The organism is Streptomyces sp. NPDC043854 (assembly GCF_056436005.1).
Map to the genome: position 1 here is coordinate 1 of NZ_JBWKDK010000046.1, position 20509 is coordinate 20509.

19 protein-coding genes and 1 riboswitch are annotated in these 20509 nt (G+C 71.3%); of the genes, 14 read left to right on the forward strand and 5 right to left on the reverse strand.

Annotated features, from left to right (window positions below; genetic code table 11):
• Positions 1–187: 187 nt before the first annotated feature.
• The 10 genes from clsA (at position 188) to AC068A_RS29800 (ending at position 10394) form a co-directional block, all read left to right on the forward strand.
• A complete protein-coding gene (gene clsA, locus AC068A_RS29755; protein ID WP_478589355.1) occupies positions 188–778 on the forward strand; it encodes a cardiolipin synthase ClsA in 591 nt (196 codons plus the stop codon).
• Positions 779–878: 100 nt separating this feature from the next.
• The gene (locus AC068A_RS29760) at positions 879–3374 is read left to right on the forward strand and encodes a sugar phosphate nucleotidyltransferase (protein WP_478589356.1); all 2496 of its coding nucleotides are present in this window, start codon (positions 879–881) and stop codon (positions 3372–3374) included.
• A 97-nt stretch (positions 3375–3471) separates the two neighbouring features.
• A complete protein-coding gene (locus tag AC068A_RS29765) occupies positions 3472–4380 on the forward strand; it encodes a DUF881 domain-containing protein (RefSeq protein ID WP_478589357.1) in 909 nt (302 codons plus the stop codon).
• Positions 4377–4709 (forward strand): small basic family protein, encoded by a 333-nt coding sequence (locus AC068A_RS29770; RefSeq protein ID WP_030158423.1) that lies wholly within the window; start codon positions 4377–4379, stop codon positions 4707–4709. The genes AC068A_RS29765 and AC068A_RS29770 overlap by 4 nt, the downstream gene beginning before the upstream one ends.
• Before the next feature lie 5 nt (positions 4710–4714).
• On the forward strand, positions 4715–5671 hold the full coding sequence (locus tag AC068A_RS29775) for a DUF881 domain-containing protein (protein ID WP_478589358.1): 957 nt from the start codon (positions 4715–4717) through the stop codon (positions 5669–5671).
• 82 nt (positions 5672–5753) lie between these two features.
• Positions 5754–6698: an FHA domain-containing protein gene (locus AC068A_RS29780; protein ID WP_478589395.1), complete on the forward strand. Its 945-nt coding sequence runs from the start codon at positions 5754–5756 to the stop codon at positions 6696–6698.
• A gap of 42 nt (positions 6699–6740) precedes the next feature.
• On the forward strand, positions 6741–7502 hold the full coding sequence (gene ftsR / locus AC068A_RS29785; RefSeq protein ID WP_478589359.1) for a transcriptional regulator FtsR: 762 nt from the start codon (positions 6741–6743) through the stop codon (positions 7500–7502).
• Positions 7503–7554: 52 nt separating this feature from the next.
• Positions 7555–8028 carry a bifunctional nuclease family protein gene (locus AC068A_RS29790; protein ID WP_360637280.1) on the forward strand — a complete coding sequence of 158 codons (474 nt, stop codon included), beginning with the start codon at positions 7555–7557 and terminating at the stop codon, positions 8026–8028.
• A 189-nt stretch (positions 8029–8217) separates the two neighbouring features.
• Positions 8218–8856 carry a MerR family transcriptional regulator gene (locus AC068A_RS29795; protein WP_478589360.1) on the forward strand — a complete coding sequence of 213 codons (639 nt, stop codon included), beginning with the start codon at positions 8218–8220 and terminating at the stop codon, positions 8854–8856.
• A gap of 92 nt (positions 8857–8948) precedes the next feature.
• Positions 8949–10394 carry a DNA polymerase IV gene (locus tag AC068A_RS29800; protein ID WP_478589361.1) on the forward strand — a complete coding sequence of 482 codons (1446 nt, stop codon included), beginning with the start codon at positions 8949–8951 and terminating at the stop codon, positions 10392–10394.
• Between the two features lie 23 nt (positions 10395–10417).
• Here AC068A_RS29800 and AC068A_RS29805 read toward each other — a convergent pair whose 3' ends face one another.
• On the reverse strand, positions 10418–10798 hold the full coding sequence (locus AC068A_RS29805) for a PRC-barrel domain-containing protein (protein WP_478589362.1): 381 nt from the start codon (positions 10796–10798) through the stop codon (positions 10418–10420).
• 114 nt (positions 10799–10912) lie between these two features.
• A riboswitch (glycine riboswitch) is annotated at positions 10913–11010 on the forward strand.
• Positions 11011–11207: 197 nt separating this feature from the next.
• On the opposite strand from AC068A_RS29805, the gene gcvP reads away from it, so the two are divergent.
• Positions 11208–14102 (forward strand): aminomethyl-transferring glycine dehydrogenase, encoded by a 2895-nt coding sequence (gene gcvP / locus AC068A_RS29810; RefSeq protein WP_478589363.1) that lies wholly within the window; start codon positions 11208–11210, stop codon positions 14100–14102.
• Positions 14103–14242: 140 nt separating this feature from the next.
• Here the strand turns inward: gcvP and AC068A_RS29815 are convergent, their stop codons facing one another.
• Positions 14243–14440, reverse strand: coding sequence for a DUF5999 family protein (locus tag AC068A_RS29815; RefSeq protein WP_385682596.1), 198 nt, complete (start codon positions 14438–14440; stop codon positions 14243–14245).
• A 264-nt stretch (positions 14441–14704) separates the two neighbouring features.
• Complete coding sequence (locus AC068A_RS29820; RefSeq protein WP_478589364.1) at positions 14705–15322, reverse strand: hypothetical protein; 618 nt, start codon at positions 15320–15322, stop codon at positions 14705–14707.
• A 494-nt stretch (positions 15323–15816) separates the two neighbouring features.
• Between AC068A_RS29820 and AC068A_RS29825 the strand changes: the two genes are divergently transcribed.
• Both AC068A_RS29825 and AC068A_RS29830 read left to right on the forward strand, forming a co-directional pair.
• The gene (locus AC068A_RS29825) at positions 15817–17355 is read left to right on the forward strand and encodes a glutamate-cysteine ligase family protein (RefSeq protein WP_478589365.1); all 1539 of its coding nucleotides are present in this window, start codon (positions 15817–15819) and stop codon (positions 17353–17355) included.
• 76 nt (positions 17356–17431) lie between these two features.
• The gene (locus tag AC068A_RS29830) at positions 17432–18256 is read left to right on the forward strand and encodes a CPBP family intramembrane glutamic endopeptidase (protein WP_478589366.1); all 825 of its coding nucleotides are present in this window, start codon (positions 17432–17434) and stop codon (positions 18254–18256) included.
• 33 nt (positions 18257–18289) lie between these two features.
• Here AC068A_RS29830 and AC068A_RS29835 read toward each other — a convergent pair whose 3' ends face one another.
• On the reverse strand, positions 18290–19108 hold the full coding sequence (locus tag AC068A_RS29835) for a PhzF family phenazine biosynthesis protein (protein ID WP_478589367.1): 819 nt from the start codon (positions 19106–19108) through the stop codon (positions 18290–18292).
• 189 nt (positions 19109–19297) lie between these two features.
• On the opposite strand from AC068A_RS29835, the gene AC068A_RS29840 reads away from it, so the two are divergent.
• Entirely contained in the window at positions 19298–19912 is a 615-nt protein-coding gene (locus AC068A_RS29840) for a PadR family transcriptional regulator (protein WP_478589368.1), read from the forward strand.
• A gap of 137 nt (positions 19913–20049) precedes the next feature.
• Here the strand turns inward: AC068A_RS29840 and AC068A_RS29845 are convergent, their stop codons facing one another.
• The gene (locus tag AC068A_RS29845; protein ID WP_478589369.1) at positions 20050–20478 is read right to left on the reverse strand and encodes a type II toxin-antitoxin system Rv0910 family toxin; all 429 of its coding nucleotides are present in this window, start codon (positions 20476–20478) and stop codon (positions 20050–20052) included.
• Positions 20479–20509 lie beyond the last annotated feature (31 nt).

The following is a 20509-nucleotide window of genomic DNA, read 5'->3' on the forward strand; positions in this document are numbered from 1 at the left end:
CAGCGCCGATGGTACTGCAGGGGGGACCCTGTGGGAGAGTAGGACGCCGCCGAACAATCATTGCGGGAAGCCCCGCACCAACCCCCTCGGGGGTTCTGGTGCGGGGCTTTTCTGCGTTCAGCGGGCACACGCCTTCCTGCTAGGGTCGAGTTGCATCGTTCGCACGTCCAACAGTGGAGGCCCCCGGGTGGAGGTCCAGGAGACTCGGGTTCAGACGGACCGAATTTTCACCATTCCGAACATCCTGAGCATGGCCCGGCTCGCCGGCGTGCCCCTGTTCCTCTGGCTGATTCTGGAGGAGTACGACGGGTGGGCGCTCGCCGTTCTCATGCTCAGCGGGGTCAGCGACTACCTGGACGGCAAGCTGGCACGGCGCTGGAATCAGATCAGCAGCCTCGGACGGCTGCTGGATCCCGCCGCCGACCGGCTGTACATCCTCTCCACGCTCTTCGGCCTGACCTATCGAGACATTCTGCCGCTGTGGCTCACCGGGGCCCTGCTGGCACGCGATCTGATGCTGCTGGTGATGGTCTGGATCCTGCGTCGCCACGGCTATCCGCCGCCGCAGGTCAACTTCCTCGGCAAGGCCGCAACCTTCAACCTGATGTACGCCTTCCCGCTGCTGTTGCTCAGTGACGGTACGGGTTGGTTGGCCTGGATGGGGGCAGTTTTCGGATGGGCGTTCGCCGGATGGGGTACAACGCTCTACTGGTGGGCAGGAATCCTTTACGTGGTGCAGGTCCGCCGTCTCCTGAAGGCGGATGCCGCGGCCGATTGAGCCCGCTCGGTGCCGGTCCGACACGGAAGAGCTGCGGAGTCACCGCCCGGGCCGGGTGAGGTCGGCTGGAACGTCGTCTCCCGAGGAGGACTCTTCCGACATGAAGGCCGTCGTGATGGCCGGTGGCGAAGGCACTCGCCTTCGCCCCATGACCTCGAGCATGCCCAAGCCGCTCCTGCCGGTCGCCAACCGGCCGATCATGGAGCACGTGCTCAGGCTGCTCAAGCGGCATGGGCTCAGTGAAACCGTGGTCACCGTGCAGTTCCTGGCATCACTCGTCAAGAACTATTTCGGTGACGGCGAAGAGCTCGGAATGGAGCTCACCTATGCCAACGAGGAGAAGCCACTCGGCACTGCCGGCAGCGTGAAGAACGCCGAGGAGGCCCTGAAGGACGACGCATTCCTCGTCATCTCCGGCGATGCGCTCACCGACTTCGACCTCACCGACCTCATCCGCTTCCACAAGCAGAAAGGCGCACTCGTCACGGTGTGCCTCACCCGGGTGCCCAATCCCCTGGAATTCGGCATCACCATCGTCGACGAAGAAGGAAAGGTCGAGCGTTTCCTCGAGAAGCCGACCTGGGGCCAGGTGTTCTCCGACACCGTGAACACCGGCATCTACGTCATGGAGCCCGAGGTCTTCAATTACGTGGAGCCGGATGTTCCGGTGGACTGGTCCGGCGATGTCTTCCCACAGCTCATGAAGGAAGGCCGGCCGATCTACGGCTACATCGCCGAGGGCTACTGGGAGGACGTCGGCACGCACGAGAGCTACGTCAAGGCCCAGGCCGACGTGCTCGAGGGCAAGGTCCAGATCGAGATGGACGGCTTCGAAATCTCGCCCGGCGTGTGGATCGCCGAAGGCGCCGAGGTGAGCCCCGACGCGGTCCTGCGCGGGCCGCTGTACGTCGGGGACTACGCCAAGGTCGAGGCCGGCGCCGAGATCCGCGAGCACACGGTCGTCGGCTCCAACGTGGTCGTCAAGAGCGGTGCCTTCCTGCACAAGACCGTCGTCCACGACAACGTCTACATCGGCCCCCACAGCAACCTGCGCGGCTGCGTCATCGGCAAGAACACCGACATCATGCGGGCCGCCCGGATCGAGGACGGCGCCGTCATCGGTGACGAGTGCCTCGTCGGCGAGGAGTCGATCGTCCAGGGGAACGTGCGCGTCTACCCCTTCAAGACGATCGAGGCCGGCGCCTTCGTCAACACCTCGGTCATCTGGGAGTCCCGCGGCCAGGCACACCTGTTCGGAACCCGCGGCGTCAGCGGCATCCTCAACGTGGAGATCACCCCCGAACTGGTGGTGCGGCTGGCCGGCGCGTACGCGACCACCCTCAAGAAGGGCGCGATCGTCACCACCGCCCGCGACCACTCCCGCGGCGCCCGCGCGCTCAAACGCGCGGTCATCTCGGCGCTCCAGGCCAGCGCGATCGACGTACGGGATCTGGAGAACGTGCCGCTGCCCGTCGCGAGACAGCAGACCGCGCGCGGCAGCGCCGGCGGGATCATGCTGCGGACCTCGCCCGGCGTCCCGGACTCCGTGGACATCATGTTCCTCGACGAGCGCGGGGCCGACCTCTCCCAGGCACAGCAGCGCAAGCTGGACCGCGTCTTCGCACGTCAGGAGTACCGGCGCGCATTCCCCGGCGAGATCGGCGACCTCCAGTTCCCGTCCAGCATCTTCGACTCCTACACCGGTTCGCTGCTGCGGCGGGTCGACACCACCGGCATCGCCGAATCCGGGCTGAAGGTGGTCGTGGACGCCTCCAACGGCAGTGCCGGACTCGTCCTGCCCAGCCTCCTGGGCCGGCTCGAGGTGGACGCCCTGACGATCAACCCCGGGCTCGACGAGTCCCGGCCGACGGAGACCACCGAGTCCCGGCGGGCCGGGCTGGTCCGGCTCGGCGAGATCGTGGCCTCGGCCCGGGCCGCGTTCGGGGTGCGGTTCGACCCCGTCGGCGAGCGGATCTCGCTGGTCGACGAGCGCGGCCGGATCATCGAGGACGACCGGGCGCTGCTGGTGCTCCTGGACCTGGTGGCCGCCGAGAAGCGCAGCGGCAAGGTGGCGCTGCCCGTCACCACGACCCGCATCGCCGAGCAGGTGGCGGCGTACCACGGGACGCAGGTGGAGTGGACCACGACCTCGCCCGACGACCTGACCCGGGTGGGGCGCGCCGAGAACACGATCTTCGGCGGGGACGGGCGGGGCGGGTACATCGTCCCGGAGTTCGGCAGCGTCTTCGACGGGTCGGCGGCCTTCGTGCAGCTGATCGGGCTGGTGGCGCGCACCCAGCTCACGCTGAGCCAGATCGATGCGCGGATACCACGTGCGCACGTGCTCAAGCGGGACGTGCCCACCCCGTGGGCGGTCAAGGGGCTCGTGATGCGGCGGGTCGTGGAGGCCGCAGGCGACCGGCAGGTGGACACCACCGACGGGGTGCGGGTGGTCGAGGCCGACGGGCGGTGGGCGCTGGTCCTGCCGGACCCGGCGGAGGCGGTCACCCACCTGTGGGCGGAGGGCCCCGACGACGTGTCCGCGCAGGCCCTGCTGGAGGAGTGGGCCGGCGTGGTGGACGGCGCCGGGCACTGACCCCGCGGCAGGCGGGACCGCGGTGGACCGGGTGGGCAGCGTCGTCCCCGGTCCACCGTTCGGGCGCATTCGGTGCGGGCGGCGCCGACGTGCGACGATGAGGAGCATGTCGCAGCCGCCCCACAACCGGAGCTCGGCGCCGACGCCGTCGGCGCGCCCGGACGCGTCCATGTCGCTGCTGACGCACGTGATGGACCACAGTCTCGACGAGGGCTATGCGGAAGCGTCGGCCCGGCGCGAGGCCGAGGGCACGGCGGGACTCCCGCGGACCCTCAAGTCGAAGCTGGCGCTGGCCGCCGGACTCGTCCTGGCCGCCATGGTCGTCACGCTCGGCGCGGCCCAGACGCGGGTCGCCGCTCCGGTGCTCGCCAAGGAACGCCAGGAGCTGATCGACCGGGTACAGGTGGCCGACGAGCGCGCGGACGGCCTGGAGCGGGACATCGAGCGGCTGCGGGCGGACGTCGCGCGCCGCCAGCGCCAGGCGCTCAAGCAGCACGGCGGGGACCAGGGGCAGCTGGTGACGCTGCTGTCCGGAGCCTCGGAGGTGCGCGGTCCGGGACTCAAGCTGGTCGTGGACGATGCCAAGGGCTCCTCCGCGGCCGGCGGCGGCAAGCCGCGGGAGAACACCGGGTTCTCCGACACCGGGCGGCTCAGGGACCGGGACCTCCAGCGGATCGTCAACGGACTCTGGCAGGCCGGGGCCGAGGCGGTCTCCATCAACGGACAGCGGCTGACGGCACTGTCCGCGATCAGGGCCGCGGGTGACGCCATACTGGTCGACAACAGGCCGCTGGTACCGCCGTACGAGGTACTGGCGGTGGGGGACAAGAAGCGGCTCGGCACCCTGTTCCAGGACTCCGTGGACGGCCAGTACCTGCACGTCCTCCAGGAGAGCTACGGGATCCGGTACTCCCTGTCCCCGGCGGACGAGGTGCGGCTGCCCGCCGCGTCCAGCCTGACCGTACGGACAGCCACAGCAGAAGAGCCGAAGAAGGGTGCATCGTGATCGCGGTACTGGGCCTCGTGGCCGGAGTGGTGGTCGGACTTCTGGTCCGGCCCGAAGTGCCGGCCGTCGTCGAGCCGTATCTGCCGATCGCCGTGGTGGCCGCGCTGGACGCGGTCTTCGGCGGTCTGCGCGCGATGCTGGACGGCATCTTCGTGGACAAGGTCTTCGTGGTGTCGTTCCTGTCGAACGTCGTCGTGGCCGCGCTGATCGTCTTCCTCGGCGACAAGCTGGGCGTCGGCTCCCAGCTGTCCACGGGCGTCGTGGTCGTGCTCGGCATCCGCATCTTCTCCAACGCCGCGGCCATCCGCCGGCACGTGTTCCGGGCGTGAGGCCGATGAGTACGAACGACACCCCGCCCGAGGAGCCGAAGGTCCCGGAGCAGCCCCCGCGCGAGACCCGGCCGGGTGCGCAGCCCGGGGAGCAGCCCGTGCACCGGCCCGGGGAGCCGGCGCCCGAGCGCGCCGAACCCGCCGCGCCTGCCGAACCCGCCGAACGCGCCAAGCGCGCCGAACCCGACGTGCCTGCCGAGCCCGAAGCGCCTGCCGAGCCCGACGGGCCGGCCGGGCCCGGGATGACCGGGCGGCAGCGGCTCGCGGCCGGGCTGTGGCCGCCGCGGGTGAGCCGGGCCCAACTGATCGTGGCGCTCCTGCTGTTCGTGCTGGGCCTGGGCCTGGCCATCCAGGTGCGGTCGAACAGCGACTCCAGCGCGCTGCGCGGCGCCCGCCAGGAGGACCTCGTGCGGATCCTCGACGAGCTGGACAGCCGGACCAAGCGCCTGGAGGACGAGAAGCAGCAGTTGGACGACCAGCGCAAGGAGTTGGAGAGCAGCTCCAACCAGGCCGAGGAGGCGCGCCGGCAGACGGTCGAAAAGGAGCGCCAACTCGGGATCCTGGCCGGTACGGTGGCGGCGCAGGGGCCCGGCATCACACTCAAGATCACGGATCCGAAGAGCCAGGTGGAGTCCGACCAGTTGCTGGACGCGCTCCAGGAGCTGCGGGCGGCCGGGGCCGAGGCGATCCAGATCAACGGGATGCGTGTGGTCGCGGGCTCGTACTTCTCGGACGAGGGGGGCCAGATCGGCATCGATGGTAAGAAGATCACACAGCCCTACGAGTTCAAGGTGATCGGCAAGCCGCAGGATCTGGAGCCGGCGCTGAACATCCCAGGCGGTGTGGTGCAGACACTGGAGAAGGAACAGGCCACCGTTGGCGTCACACGGTCGGCGAAGATCGTTGTGGATGCCTTGCGGGCTGCGAAGCAGCCTGACTACGCTCGGTCGTCATCGTCGTGATGCGGGACGGAGAGCGGAGGGTCCTGCGCGGGCTGGTGCCTGCGGGGGGTCGGCGCACTGAAGTCGCGGTGCGTGGTGGAAACTGTCTGGTGGTTGCGGACGTTGTGAGGATGTCCGGGTCGGCAGGTGTGTGCATTCGGAGTTCGTCCTGCCCCACGGGCGGGTCTGTTTCGTTCAAGGGGAATCGCCCGTGAAGTTGTTTGAGAAGTTGTTCGGCAAGAAGAACCGCGAGGAAGACGGCGCGGCAGAGCACCGTGCGGGGCAGGGGGAGACGCAGAGCCGGGGGGACCGGCCGCTCTTCCGGGACGAGGTGGCGGGTGCGGGTGATGTTCCGGGCGCGCCGGGCGCGTCGGCTGTTGACCCTGCCGGTACCGGACGCATAGGTTTCGGTGACTCATCAACCTCGAGTACGGGTGGAGGGTTTGCTCCCGACCCGTATGCCACCGACGCCTCCGCGGGGTACCCGCGGCACGAGGAGCCGTCCATGTCGGCCGAGCAGGTTTGCAGCAGGTGCGGACACCGCAGCGATGCGGCCAGCCGGTTCTGCTCCAACTGCGGGGCGCCGCTGCGGGCGGGTCTGACGCCGGAGCGTGCCTCGGAGACCACGTCCACCATCTCGATCTCGGGCCTGGAGGCCTACGAGGCCGAGGTGTCGGGACAACAGCACGTGTCGTCGGCGCTGTCCCCCGAGGCCCAGGCCGCGGTGGAGGCACTGCCTGCGGGTTCCGCCCTGCTGATCGTGCGGCGCGGCCCCAACTCCGGCAGCCGCTTCCTGCTGGACGGTGAGCTGACCACGGCGGGCCGGCACCCGCAGAGCGACATCTTCCTGGACGACGTCACCGTCTCCCGGCGGCATGTCGAATTCCGCAGGAGCCAGGACGGCGGCTTCACCGTCGCCGATGTCGGCAGCCTGAACGGCACGTACGTCAACCGTGAGCCGATCGACTCGGTCCCGCTGCACAACGGCGACGAGGTGCAGATCGGCAAGTACCGGCTGGTCTTCTACGCGAGCCTGCGGGGCGTCTGACCCTTCCCGGGCTCCGTCCGGGGGGAACCCCAGGGAGGTCCTGTGCTGCGTACTCCGACAGGCGGTGCCGGGAACGGCACCGCCGCCTCGGCCGGGCGGCTGGTGAGCATCGGCACGGTGCTCACGATGCTGCGCGAAGAGTTCCCCGAGGTCACCATTTCGAAGATCAGGTTCCTGGAGGCGGAGGGGCTCGTCGAGCCCAGACGCACACCTTCCGGATATCGCAAGTTCAGCACCGAGGACGTCGAGCGGCTGAGCCGCATCCTGCGCCTCCAGCGCGACCACTACCTGCCGCTGAAGGTCATCCGCGAGCAGCTGGACGCACTGGACCGCGGTGAGCAGGTGCGGATCCCGGCGCCCACGGCGCACGGGGACGGCGCCGAGCCCGCCGCGCCCGCGGCCCTTCCGGGCGGGCCGGAACGGGAGCTGCCGGCCGGCGCCCGCGTCGGGCGGGCCGAGCTGATCGCCGCGGCCGAGGCGGACGAGGCCCAGCTGGCCGAATGGGAGTCGTACGGGCTGCTCGCGGAGGCTCCGGGCGGCGGGTACGACGCGGACGCGCTGGTCGTGGCCCGGCTGGTGGCCGATCTGGGCCGGTTCGGGCTGGAGCCCCGGCACCTGCGGGCCATGAAGGCGGCCGCGGAGCGGGAGGCGGGTCTGGTGGAGCAGGTCGTGGCCCCGCTGCGGCGGCACCGCAACCCCCAGACCAGGGCCCGTGCGGAGGCCACCGTGAAGGAGCTCGTGGGGCTGTCCGTGCGGCTCCACGAGGCCCTTGTCCAGGCCGCCCTCGGGGTGCGGCTGCACTGACCGGCGGGGTCCCGACTACCCAAACCTGCCGGGCAGGTCCTAGGGTTGCTGTGTGAACGAGCTCGACGTTGTGGGTGTCCGGGTGGAAATGCCCTCGAACCAGCCGATCGTGCTCCTGCGTGAAGTGGGAGGCGACCGGTACCTCCCCATCTGGATCGGACCCGGGGAGGCGACCGCGATCGCCTTCGCGCAGCAGGGCATGGCCCCCGCCCGTCCGCTGACCCACGACCTGTTCAAGGACGTGCTGGAGGCGCTCGGTGAGGAGCTCACCGAGGTCCGGATCACGGATCTGCGGGAGGGCGTCTTCTACGCGGAGCTGGTCTTCTCCAGCGGGGTCGAGGTGAGCGCGCGGCCGTCCGACGCCATAGCACTGGCCCTGCGGACGGGAACGCCGATCTACGGCAGCGACGGCGTGCTGGACGACGCCGGAATCGCCATTCCGGACGAGCAGGAGGACGAGGTGGAGAAGTTCCGCGAGTTCCTCGACCAGATTTCGCCGGAAGACTTCGGTACCGGGCCGCAGTGAGACAGCGAGACAGCGGTCTTGTCAAAGCCGATGAGACCGTCGCCCCATTCGGTTAGCCTTGCCCCTTCAAGGGGCACGGGAAACCACTCTCAGGGTGATTATCACTCGGCGTGCCGAGTGTGGCGATCGTTGACGCACCCCTGGTGACTGCCTACCTTCGAGGGGGCAGGTCAAGGACGGAGGGTCGGCGTGAGAGTCACGGGCGACGGTACGACCGGGGGCATCCCCGCACGGAGTGACGGTGGGCCGTACCCGCTCCTCGGGAGTGCGGCGGGCTCCGCGCGCCGTCAGCCGGAGACCTCGCCGGCGGCTTCGGCGGCCGGCTCCCCGGCGGCCGAGCAGGTGGGCTACCGCGGGCCGACCGCGTGCGCGGCGGCCGGCATCACGTACCGGCAGCTCGACTACTGGGCGCGCACGGGGCTGGTGGAGCCCACGGTGCGCCCCGCGTACGGCTCCGGGACCCAGCGCCTGTACAGCTTCCGGGACGTGGTCGTCCTCAAGATCGTGAAGCGTTTCCTGGACACCGGTGTCGCGCTCCAGAACATCCGCAACGCCGTCCAGCACCTGCGGGAGCGCGGTTTCTCGGACCTGGAGCGCATGACGCTGATGAGCGACGGCGCCACCGTGTACGAGTGCACCTCGCCGGAGCAGGTGGTGCGGCTCCTCCAGGGCGGCCAGGGGATCTTCGGCATCGCCGTGGGCGTGGTCTGGCGTGACGTGGAGAAGGCCCTGTCGCAGCTGCACGGCGAGCGGGTCGACACCGGCGAGACGGTGATCGGGCACAACCCGGCCGACGAGCTGGCGGCCCGGCGCAACCGGGCCGGCTGAGCCGCCCGCCGCCGTCCCCCGGCGAGAGCCGCCCGGCGCCGTCCCCGGCGCCGGCCTCGGCATTGTCAGTGGCGTGAGGCAGCATCGGTGCTGTGAGAGCCGCGTCGACCATCCTCCATCTCGACATGGACGCCTTCTACGCCTCGGTGGAGCAGGCGTCGAAGCCGAGCCTGCGCGGGAAGGCCGTGATCGTCGGCGGGCTCGGGCCGCGCGGGGTGGTCGCCACCGCCTCCTACGAGGCCAGGCGCTTCGGCGTGCACTCGGCGATGCCGACGGCCCAGGCCAGGCGGCTCTGCCCGAACGGCGCCTACCTGTACCCCCGCTTCGAGCTGTACCGGTCGGTCAGCGACGTCGTGATGGGCCTGCTGCGGGAGCTCTCCCCGCTCGTGGAGCCGCTGAGCCTGGACGAGGCCTTCGTGGACCTGGAGGCGGGCGGCGGCGTCTGGGACTCCCGGTCCGCGCGGGAGACCGGCGAGCGGCTGCGGGCGGACATCCTGGCCGCGACGGGCCTGACCGGGTCGGTGGGTCTGGCCGGGTCGAAGATGCTCGCGAAGGTGGCCTCCGAGGAGGCCAAGCCGGACGGGTTGCTGCTGATCGAGCCGGGCACCGAGCGGGAGCTGCTCGCGCCGATGTCCGTACGCACCCTGCCCGGGGTGGGGCCGGCCACCGGGGAACACCTGCGGCGGGCCGGGATCACCACGGTCGGGGAGCTCGCCGAGGCCGGGGAGGACGAGCTGGTCCGGCTGATCGGGCGGTCGCACGGGGTCGGGCTGTACCGGATGGCGCTGGGCCTGGACGACCGGCCGGTGGTCGCCGAGCGCGACGCGAAGTCGGTGTCCGTGGAGGACACCTTCGACGTGGACCTGCACGACCGGGTGCGGATCCGGACCGAGGTGCAGCGGCTCGCCGACCGGTGCGTGCGGCGGCTGCGGGCCTCCGGGCACTCCGGGCGCACGATCGTGCTGAAGGTGCGGCGGTACGACTTCTCCACGCTGACCCGCTCCGAGACGCTGCGGGGGCCGACGGACGATCCGGCGGTGGTGCGGGAGGCCGCGGCCCGGCTGCTGGAGGTGGTGGACACCACCGGCGGGGTGCGGCTGCTGGGCGTGGGCGTGACCGGGCTCGCGGACTACACGCAGGAGGACCTGTTCGCGCAGTCCCAGGCCGCCGCGGCCGCCGAGCGGGCGGAGGGCGGCGCCCTGGACGCGTCCTCCGCGCCGGGTGGGTCCGAGGCGCTTCCGGAAGTTGCCGGCGGGGGCGAGGGTTCGGAGGGGGCCCGGGAAACGGCTCCTGAGGCGGCTGCGGAGGACGGGGCGGCCGACGGCCCGGAGCGGGCGCGTGAGCGGCACTGGGCGGCCGGGAGCGACGTCCGGCACGCCGTCCACGGCCCGGGGTGGGTGCAGGGCAGCGGGCTGGGCCGGGTGACCGTGCGGTTCGAGCAGCCCGGATCGGCCCCGGGCCGGGTCCGTACCTTCCTGGTGGACGACCCCGAGCTGGAGCCGTCCGATCCGCTGCCGCTGGTGGGGCGGACCGGCTGACCGGCTGACCGGGGCGGCCGGCGCTACTCCTCGGCCTGCTCGCCGTTCGCCAGGTGGCCGAAATCACCCTTGAACGTGAAGTCGGACGGGAGGGAGACGTCCAGCCCGTAGTGGTGGTAGAGCTGCAGCTCCTGCTCGGGGGACAGGTGGCGGCCCACACCGAAGTCCGGGGCGTCCTTGATCAGGGAGCGCTCGAAGGGGACGCGCAGGGTGTCCCCGACCAGCTCGCTCGGCTCCAGGGGGACGAAGGCGTCCCGGCTGAACAGGCCGGTCCGGACGGCGGCCCACTCCGGTACGCCGGTGGCGTCGTCGAGGTAGACCTCGTCGACGGTTCCGATCTTGGTGCCGTTGCGGTCGAACGCCTTGCGGCCGATCAGGCTGCGGGGATCGATATCTGTCTGCACGGTCCCTCCACGTGGGTCGCAACTCCTCCGTAATGACTACGAAAGGCCATTTCCCCGGAGGGGGCCACTCGAGGGAGGCCCGGGAACCTCGCTGGTAGGCTGGGTGGTGGCTGCTGACCCTGTGCGGGAGAGTCCTCCACCGAGCTCGACGGAGGCGCCGAAGGAGCAACTCCTCCCCGGAATCTCTCAGGCATACGTACCGCACGGACGAGGCCACTCTGGAAAGCAGGGGCGGTGCCGGGCCCGCAGTGCCGGTTCCACCCCTCACCGACGGTGAAAGCCGGACCCCGCGGACGACCTCCGCAGGATCCGGTGAAGCTCTCAGGTTGAGATGACAGAGGGGGAGGCCGTCCGGGCGCCCGCGTCGTGGCGCCCCTCGCAGGTCGTACGACCCAGGAGGCCTCCGTACATGACCGCCAACCGCATTCCGCTCTCCCAGCTGGAGCGAGGCATCCCCTTCGAGCAGCGCCACATCGGCCCGGACGCCGAGGCGCAGGCCAAGATGCTCGCCCAGGTGGGCTACGGCTCGCTCGACGAACTGACCGCCGCCGCGGTGCCGGACGTCATCAAGACCGCCGAGGCGCTGAACCTGCCCGAGGCGCGGACCGAGGCCGAGGTGCTGGCCGAGCTGCGCCGCCTGGCCGACCGCAACCAGGTCATGACCTCGATGATCGGTCTCGGCTACTACGGGACCTTCACGCCGCCGGTGATCCTGCGCAACGTGATGGAGAACCCGGCCTGGTACACCGCGTACACGCCGTACCAGCCCGAGATTTCCCAGGGCCGCCTCGAGGCGCTGCTGAACTTCCAGACCGTCGTCGCCGACCTGACCGGCCTGCCGACCTCGGGCGCCTCCCTCCTCGACGAGGGCACCGCCGCCGCCGAGGCCATGACCCTGGCCCGCCGCGTGGGCAAGGCCAAGGGCAACGTGTTCCTCGTCGACGCCGACGCCCTGCCGCAGACCATCGCCGTGATCGAGACCCGCGCCGAGCCGATCGGTATCGAGGTCGTCGTCGCCGATCTGTCCGCCGGCATCCCGGCCGAGATCGCCGAGCGCGGCGTGTTCGGCGTCCTCGTCCAGTACCCGGGCGCCTCCGGTGCCGTCCGGGACATCAAGCCGGTCATCGACCAGGCCCACGAGCTCGGCGCGATCGTCGCCGTCGCAGCCGACCTGCTCGCGCTGACCCTGCTGACCTCCCCGGGCGCCCTGGGCGCGGACATCGCCGTCGGCACCACCCAGCGCTTCGGCGTCCCGATGGGCTTCGGCGGCCCGCACGCCGGCTACATGGCCGTCCAGGACAAGCACGCCCGCTCGCTGCCCGGCCGCCTCGTCGGCGTCTCCGTGGACGCGGACGGCAACAAGGCGTACCGCCTGGCCCTCCAGACCCGCGAGCAGCACATCCGCCGTGAGAAGGCCACCAGCAACATCTGCACCGCGCAGGTGCTGCTCGCCGTCATGGCCGGCATGTACGCCGTCTACCACGGCCCCGAGGGCCTGAAGACGATCGCCCGCCGCACGCACCGCTACACGGCGCTGCTCGCCGCCGGTCTCACGGCCGGCGGGGTCGAGCTCGTGCACGGCTCGTACTTCGACACCCTGACCGCCCGGGTGCCCGGCAAGGCCGCCGAGGTCGTCGCCGCGGCCCGTGAGGGCGGGGTCAACCTGTTCCAGGTCGACGCCGACCACGTCTCGGTCTCCGTGGACGAGACGACGCTGCGCGCCCACATCGAGGCCGTCTGGGCCGCCTTCGGTGTCGACGGGGACGCCGCAGACATCGAGGCGCTCGACGAGACCACGGCCGACGCGCTGCCCGAGGGCCTGCTGCGCTCGGACGCGTACCTCACCCACCCGGTCTTCCACCAGCACCGCTCCGAGACCGCGATGCTGCGCTACCTGCGCAAGCTCGCCGACAAGGACTACGCGCTGGACCGCGGCATGATCCCGCTGGGCTCCTGCACGATGAAGCTCAACGCGACCACCGAGATGGAGCCGGTGACCTGGCCGGAGTTCGGCCAGCTGCACCCGTTCGCCCCGGTCGAGCAGGCCGAGGGGTACCTCACGCTCATCAGCGAGCTGGAGGAACGTCTCTGCGAGGTCACCGGCTACGACAAGGTCTCCATCCAGCCGAACGCCGGCTCCCAGGGCGAGCTCGCCGGCCTGCTCGCCGTCCGCGCCTACCACCGCGCGAACGGCGACGAGCAGCGCACCGTCTGCCTCATCCCGTCCTCCGCGCACGGCACCAACGCCGCCAGCGCCGTGATGGCCGGCATGAAGGTCGTCGTCGTCAAGACCGCGGACGACGGCGAGGTGGACGCGGACGACCTGCGTGCCAAGATCGAGCAGTACCGCGACGAGCTCGCCGTGCTGATGATCACCTACCCGTCCACGCACGGTGTGTTCGAGGAGCACGTCGCCGACATCTGCGCCCGGGTCCACGAGGCCGGCGGCCAGGTCTACGTCGACGGCGCCAACCTGAACGCCCTGGTCGGCCTCGCCAAGCCGGGCCACTTCGGCGGCGACGTCTCGCACCTGAACCTGCACAAGACCTTCTGCATCCCGCACGGCGGCGGCGGTCCGGGCGTCGGCCCGGTCGGTGTCCGGGCCCACCTGGCCCCGTACCTGCCGAACCACCCGCTCCAGCCGACCGCCGGCCCGGAGACGGGCGTCGGCCCGATCTCGGCCGCGCCGTGGGGCTCGGCCGGCATCCTGCCGATCTCGTGGTCGTACGTGCGCCTCATGGGCGGCGAGGGCCTCAAGCGCGCCACCCAGGTGGCCGTGCTCGGCGCCAACTACATCGCCAAGCGCCTGGAGCCGCACTACCCGGTGCTCTACACCGGCCCGGGCGACCTGGTCGCGCACGAGTGCATCATCGACCTGCGCCCGCTGTCCAAGGAGACGGGCGTCAGCGTGGACGACATCGCCAAGCGCCTGATCGACTACGGCTTCCACGCCCCGACCATGTCCTTCCCGGTCGCCGGCACGCTGATGATCGAGCCGACGGAGTCCGAGGACCTCGTCGAGATCGACCGGTTCTGCGACGCGATGATCGCCATCCGCGCCGAGATCGAGCGGGTCGCGTCCGGCGAGTGGCCGGCGGACGACAACCCGCTGCGCAACGCCCCGCACACCGCGGCGATGCTCGGCGGCGAGTGGACGCACGCGTACACCCGGGACGAGGCCGTCTTCCCCGGCGGCGTCCTGGCGACGGAGAAGTACTGGCCGCCGGTGCGCCGCATCGACGGAGCCTTCGGCGACCGGAACCTGGTCTGCTCCTGCCCGCCGCTGGACGAGTACGACAACTGATCCGCGCGGCGACCTGACACACGCGACCTGACACAAAAGCATCGGGTGACTGCACGGTGAAGGGGCCGGTCCGGGAGAATCGCTCCCGGGCCGGCCCCTTCGGCTTCGGCTGTTCCGGCGTCCCGTCGAGCCGGTGCCGGCTAGGCCGCCTGCGCCGCCGCCAGCGGGCGGTGCGGTGCGATGATCTGGCCGTCCGGCAGCAGCTCACCGGTGTCCTCGAAGAGCAGGACGCCGTTGCACAGCAGGCTCCAGCCCTGTTCCGGGTGGTTGGCCACGGGCTTCGCGGCCTCCCGGTCGGCGGAGTCGGCTGACGGGCACGCTGGCTGGTGCTGGCACATGGATGGATTCTTTCGCTGCGGTGTGGTCTGTGTGCTGCGGCTCGATGCCTTGTTCATGGCCGCCCCCCGTGGTCGACGACTTGATGCGGTCAGTCCCAGTGTTGCCCTCCGGACCTCGGTCCGCAGGGATTTCCGGCAGCTGTCCTCACAGATTGATGACGCATCACCCGTGCGGGCGGTTCAGCCCAACTCCCCTGTCATTTTGGGTGGTTCACGGGTGGCCCGGCAGGACTACGCCGGATGGGCCGTCCGGGGGGAGCCTGCTCAGGCGGCCGGAGCGGCCAGCGGCGGCCTCATCGGCGGGGCCGGCGGGGTGAGCCGGTGGGTCATCACGGGCAGCAGCTCCGACACCGGATGCGGTCGGTACGGGGCGATGCCGGGCGGGGCCGGGGCCAGCGGGACCAGCAGGTCCGCGGCCGCCGGCAGCCCGGCGGAGGCATCGGCTCCGACCGCCCCGTGCAGCCAGAGCGTCAGCATGTACAGCTCCGGTACGGACAGCAGCCGCGGCTGGTAGTCCTTGCCGAGTGCCTCCGCCTGGCGCAGCGCCCGCTCGGTGGCGGCGACGTAGGGGCCCTCGAAGAAGTGGGAGAAGGCCCACCCGTCCGCGGTCAGCCGGGTGTCCGCGGCGGCGACGTGCCGGTCGCCGCTGCGGATCAGGAACCGCCAGCCGGTCAGCCGGGTGCGGGGCGGGCGGGCCGGGGCGGTCGGCTGGGGCATGCCGAGCCGGTCGAGGACGTGGACCGGCAAGGGCAGCTCGGCGGTCAGCGGACCCTGCACGGCGCGCAGGGCGGGGGTGCCCGCCGCGACGGCTGCGGGGGAACCGAGTGCCGCGAGGACGCTGCGCAGGGCAGGCGCGGGAGCCGGGGGGACATGCAGCGGCATGGTGGGTCGCCTCTCACTTGGGAGACCTGTGGATCGGGGGGCAATGCGGACGGCGCTGTCGCATTCTGGGGTCAGAGGGGGGCTGAGGGGCAATGGCCGCGCGCCAACTCTCTGCCTCGTTTGCGGAGTTTATACGACATGTGTTCACGCAGTGTTTCGGCTAGCCGCCCCGCCTATTGCAGGCAAGGCCCTTACCGGTCCCGCTGACATGGCATCCATGCCGGATACACGCGAACACGTCGCGCTGACCTCGGAGGTTACCTGACGGGGGCTCGGCTGGAAAGCGTCGATTTTCCGGAACCGGCAAAACCGATGCGGAATGTGCATACAGATGCTTGCCAGGTGAATGTGCCATGGCGCCCTTCGGCCAAACCGGCGCACGCTCCCCGTCCCGCCCCTCCCCGCCGCGTTATCGATCTCGCCTCCGGGGCATCATCGACCGTACACGCGCGTCCGGGTGCCCGGGCGATGCCCACTCGAGGAGGGACGCTTCGATGGGGGAGAAGGTCGTGGCGGGCGGATTCGACCTGTCCGATCGCCAGCGGTATCGGAGGAAGCTCCACGAGTGCCTGGAGGGACTGGAGCGGCTTCTGGCGGAGAAGCGGTTCGACCGCCCCAAGAACATGATGGGGCTGGAGATCGAGCTGAATCTGGCGGGGGCCGACGGGATGCCGAGAATGGTGAATGCCCAGGTTCTGGAGCGCATTGCGAGCCAGGATTTCCAGACCGAACTCGGAATGTTCAACCTGGAGGTGAACGTACTGCCGCACCGGCTCGGCGGCCGGGTTTTCGACCAGCTCGCCGAAGAGCTGAGCGCGGGCCTCGGCTATGCGCACCGGCAGGCCGCGGCGATCGACGCGGGAGTGGTGATGATCGGCATCCTGCCGACGATCACCCGCTCCGACCTGGTCACCGCCAACCTCTCGGCGGTGGACCGCTACTCGCTGCTGAACGAGCAGATCCTGATGCTTCGGGGCGAGGACTTCCTCCTCGACATCGACGGGGTGGAGCGGCTGACCTGGAGCACCGGGTCGATCGTTCCGGAGGCCGCCTGTACCTCCGTACAACTGCACCTCCAGGTGACGCCGGCCCGGTTCGCCGATGTGTGGAACGCGGCCCAGGCGGTGACCGCCGTCCAGATAGCCGTCGGCGCCAACTCGCCTTTCCTGTTCGGGCACGAGCTGTGGCGGGAGTCGCGTCCGCCGCTGTTCACACAGGCCACCGACACCCGGCCGCCCGAGCTCCAGGCACAGGGGGTGCGGCCGCGAACCTGGTTCGGGGAGCGGTGGGTGGAGTCGGTGTACGAGCTCTTCGCCGAGAACGTCCGCTTCTTCCCCGCCCTGCTGCCCATCTGCGACGAGGAGGAGCCGCTGCGGGTGCTCGCCGAGGGCGGGGTGCCGACCCTCCAGGAGCTGGTCCTGCACAACGGCACCATCTACCGGTGGAACCGGCCGGTGTACGGGGTCGCCGACGGGGTGCCGCACCTGCGGGTGGAGAACCGCGTGCTGCCGGCCGGGCCGACGGTCGCCGACGTCGTCGCGAACGCCGCCTTCTACTACGGGCTCGTCCGCACCCTCGCCGATGAGCAGCGCCCGGTGTGGACCCGGCTGCCGTTCGCCGAGGCGGAGGCCAACTTCGACGCGGCCTGCCGGTACGGGATCGACGCCCGGCTGCGGTGGCCGCGCCGCGGCCGCGGCGGCGGCCTGGCCAGCGTCCCCGCCGTGCGGCTGGTCCTGGACGAGCTGCTGCCGATGGCCGCCGCGGGGCTGGACGCCTGGGGCATCGAGCGGGCCGACCGGGACCACTACCTCGGCATCATCGAGGAGCGCTGCCGGCGCCGGGTGAACGGGGCGACCTGGCAGGTGGACACCTACCACCGGGCGCTCGCGGCCGGCCTGGACCGGGACGCGGCGCTCGCCGCGATCACCCGCCGCTACAGCGAGCTCATGCACGAGGGCGACCCCGTGCACACCTGGCCGGTCGGCCTGCCGGCCCAGGAGAGGGGGGCGCCGGTACCGGTCCGGAGGTCCTGAGCCCGGCCGCAGCCGGAACGCCGTCCGGTGATCCCGTTCCGCCGCCGAGGAGGCAGTATGGGGTGGTCGGAACGGGATGGCGGAACGGGAGTCGGACGTGCGGGCGCAGCCGGAGCCGGTGGTCGGGTCGTTGGACGAGGACGGACGGCGGAGCCTGCTGCGCACCGAGACGCTGCTCGTGCTCGCCCTGTCCCTGGGCGCGAGCGCCGTCTCGTCGCTGATCAGCTTCATCGGCTCGCTGACCAAGCCCGGCGGCCTGAAGGACCAGGCCGCCACGCTCAACGGCTCGTACGCCCCCGGCCGGCCCTGGCTGGACCTGGCCTGGCAGCTGTTCGGGATCTGCACCGCGCTGGTGCCGGTGCTGCTGGTCGCCCACCTGCTGACCCGTGAGGGGGTGCCGGGGCTGCGGGCGCTGGGCTTCGACCGCACCAGGCCCGGCTGGGACCTGGCGCACGGGGCGCTGGTGGCGGCGGGGATCGGGAGTGCCGGGCTGGCGTTCTACCTGGCGGCGAGGGCGGGCGGGTTCAACCTCACGGTGGTGCCCGAGGCGCTGCCGGACGTGTGGTGGAAGTTCCCCGTGCTGATCCTCTCCGCGGTGCAGAACTCCGTGGTGGAGGAGGTCATCGTGTTGGCCTACCTGCTGCGCCGGCTCGACCAGTTGGGATGGTCCCCGACGGGTGCGCTGGTGGCCAGCTCGGTGCTGCGCGGTTCGTACCACCTCTACCAGGGCGTCGGCGGCTTCATCGGGAACATGGTGATGGGCGCGGTCTTCGTGCTCGCCTACCGCCGGTGGGGGCGGGTGATGCCGCTGGTCGTCGCGCACGCCCTGCTCGACCTCGTGGCCTTCGGCGGGTACGCGCTGCTCGCGGGCAAGGTGGGCTGGCTGCCGACCCCCTCGTAGGGCCCGGTTCCGGGGGGTCGGCGCCGCGCGGGTTCAGGGGCGGGTGAGCAGCTCGCCGTCGATGACGGTGACGGCTTTCCCGGTCAGGAGGGTGCGGTCGCCCGCGAGGGTGACCCGTACCAGGCCGGTGCGGGTGCCGCCCTGGAGTCCGGTCAGCTGCGTGCGGCCCAGGCGCTCGGCCCAGAACGGGGCGAGGGCGGTGTGGGCGCTGCCGGTGACCGGGTCCTCGTCGATCCCGAAGGCCGGGAAGAAGCCGCGGGAGACGAAGTCGTAGCCGCGGGCGGGGTCCTCGGCCGGCGCGGTGACGATCACGCCGCGCCGGGCGTAGCGGCGCAGGGCGGCGATGTCGGGGGTGAGCCCGCGTACGGTCCGCTCGTCCGCCAGCTCGACGACCAGGTCGCCGATGTGCGCGGAGGTGTCGTGGACGGACCTGATGTCGGCGCCGAGGGCCGCGCGCACGGCGGGATCGGGCGCGACGGGCGTCAGCCCGGAGGTCGGGAAGTCCAGGGTGAGGGTGCCGTCCTCGGCCGACTCGGCGGTGAGGATGCCGCAGCGGGCGGTGAACCGGATCAGGCCCCGGGCGAGGCTGCTGGTGGCGAGGACGTGCGCGGTGGCCAACGTGGCGTGGCCGCACATGTCGACCTCGGCGGTCGGGGTGAACCAGCGCAGGGCCCAGTCGGCGTCGCCGCCGGGCGGCAGGGGGTGGGCGAAGGCCGTCTCGGAGAGGTTGACCTCGGCGGCGACCTGCTGGAGCCAGGCGTCCGGGGGGAAGCCGTCGTCCAGGAGCAGCACCCCGGCGGGGTTGCCGCCGAAGGGGCGGTCGGTGAAGGCGTCGACGATTCGGAGGCGCATGGCCCGACAGTAGGGCCGTTCCTTGATCGTGGACAAAGGCCAATCCGGGAGGATTGGCCTGGGCGAGGCAGTTCGTCGAGGACTTTCCGATATATCGTTGACGCATCGCGATCGATTGGCGATAGTGGAGACATCGCACGAGCGATACGCGAAGCACCGGAAAGCACGGATGGCGAAAGGAGCGCAGTCATGCGTTCACGCGGACAGCACGGTCACGGCCACGAGCACGGCCGGGGCCACGGGCACTGCGGGCCCGATCGTCGGGAGGAGTTCATGGGGCGGCGCGCCGCCTTCGGTCCGTTCGGCCCGCCCTTCGGGGGCGGCCCCTTCGGCGGGCGCGGCGGGCGCGGCGGAATGCGCGGCCGGGCCCGGCGGGGCGATGTGCGCGCCTCGATCCTGGCGCTGCTCAAGGACCGGCCGATGCACGGCTACGAGATGATCCAGGAGATCGGCGAGCGCAGCGGCGGGGCCTGGAAGCCCAGCCCCGGCTCGGTCTACCCGACCCTTCAGCTGCTGGAGGACGAGGGGCTCATCGCGAGCGAGAGCGAGGGCGGCAAGAAGCTCTTCACCCTCACCGGCGCCGGGCGCACCGAGGCCGAGTCGGGGCCGGACGCCCCCTGGGCCGAGGCCGGGCGCGGCTTCGACTTCGAGGCGATGCACGAGGTCCGGACGGCCGGGATCGGCCTGATGGAGGCCTTCGGGCAGGTCTTCAAGACCGGTACGCCCGAGCAGCGCGAGAAGGCCCTCGCGGTCCTCAACGACGCCCGCAAGAAGCTCTACCTGATCCTGGCCGACGAGCACTGAGCCGGTCGGCGACGGGCGCGCCGCGCCCCGCGGGACCTCCCGCGGGGCGCGCCGTCACGTGGCGGGGCGGCCGCATGTGGTGGGGCGGCCGTGTCCCGTGCACGGGTGTACCGGGAGGGAGGTGTCCCGGGAAGGGGTCAGGCGACCAGGCCGGCGAGCCTGCGCAGCGATTCGTTCAGGGCGGCGGTGGCGGAGTCCTTCAGCTTGCCCGCCATCAGGGAGACGGCTGCTCCGGTGAACTCCCCGTCGATGCGGACGACGGTGGCCCCGCCGTCGGGGACCAGGGTGTAGCGGGTGAGGACGGCGACCCCCATCGGGCCCTTGCCGGTGATGGCGAGGACGCGCTCCTCCTCCAGTTCCGAGACGGTCCAGACGACCTCGGCGGGGAAGCCCATCATCTTCATGTTCTCGTCGAAGGTCGCGCCGACCGCGAGGGTCTCGGGTCCGCCCCTCGGGAAGCTCGTGTGCGTCATGCTCCACCGGCCGTACGCCGGCCAGTCCGTCAACTGGGCCCAGAGCCGTGCGGGGGACGCCTCGATGCGCGATTCCGCGGTCACCTCTGCCATGCGGCCACCCCTCTCGTCGGGTATGTGCGGC

What these genes read in the sequence shown, in the direction of transcription:
- AC068A_RS29760 (WP_478589356.1), top strand. Translation starts at nt 879, where the DNA reads ATGAAGGCCGTCGTGATGGCCGGTGGCGAAGGCACTCGCCTTCGCCCC.
- AC068A_RS29815 (WP_385682596.1), bottom strand. Translation starts at nt 14,440, where the DNA reads ATGTGCCAGCACCAGCCAGCGTGCCCGTCAGCCGACTCCGCCGACCGG.
- AC068A_RS29820 (WP_478589364.1), bottom strand. Translation starts at nt 15,322, where the DNA reads ATGCCGCTGCATGTCCCCCCGGCTCCCGCGCCTGCCCTGCGCAGCGTC.
- AC068A_RS29830 (WP_478589366.1), top strand. Translation starts at nt 17,432, where the DNA reads ATGGCGGAACGGGAGTCGGACGTGCGGGCGCAGCCGGAGCCGGTGGTC.
- AC068A_RS29765 (WP_478589357.1), top strand. Translation starts at nt 3,472, where the DNA reads ATGAGGAGCATGTCGCAGCCGCCCCACAACCGGAGCTCGGCGCCGACG.
- AC068A_RS29835 (WP_478589367.1), bottom strand. Translation starts at nt 19,108, where the DNA reads ATGCGCCTCCGAATCGTCGACGCCTTCACCGACCGCCCCTTCGGCGGC.
- AC068A_RS29845 (WP_478589369.1), bottom strand. Translation starts at nt 20,478, where the DNA reads ATGGCAGAGGTGACCGCGGAATCGCGCATCGAGGCGTCCCCCGCACGG.
- gcvP (WP_478589363.1), top strand. Translation starts at nt 11,208, where the DNA reads ATGACCGCCAACCGCATTCCGCTCTCCCAGCTGGAGCGAGGCATCCCC.
- AC068A_RS29825 (WP_478589365.1), top strand. Translation starts at nt 15,817, where the DNA reads ATGGGGGAGAAGGTCGTGGCGGGCGGATTCGACCTGTCCGATCGCCAG.
- AC068A_RS29775 (WP_478589358.1), top strand. Translation starts at nt 4,715, where the DNA reads ATGAGTACGAACGACACCCCGCCCGAGGAGCCGAAGGTCCCGGAGCAG.
- AC068A_RS29840 (WP_478589368.1), top strand. Translation starts at nt 19,298, where the DNA reads ATGCGTTCACGCGGACAGCACGGTCACGGCCACGAGCACGGCCGGGGC.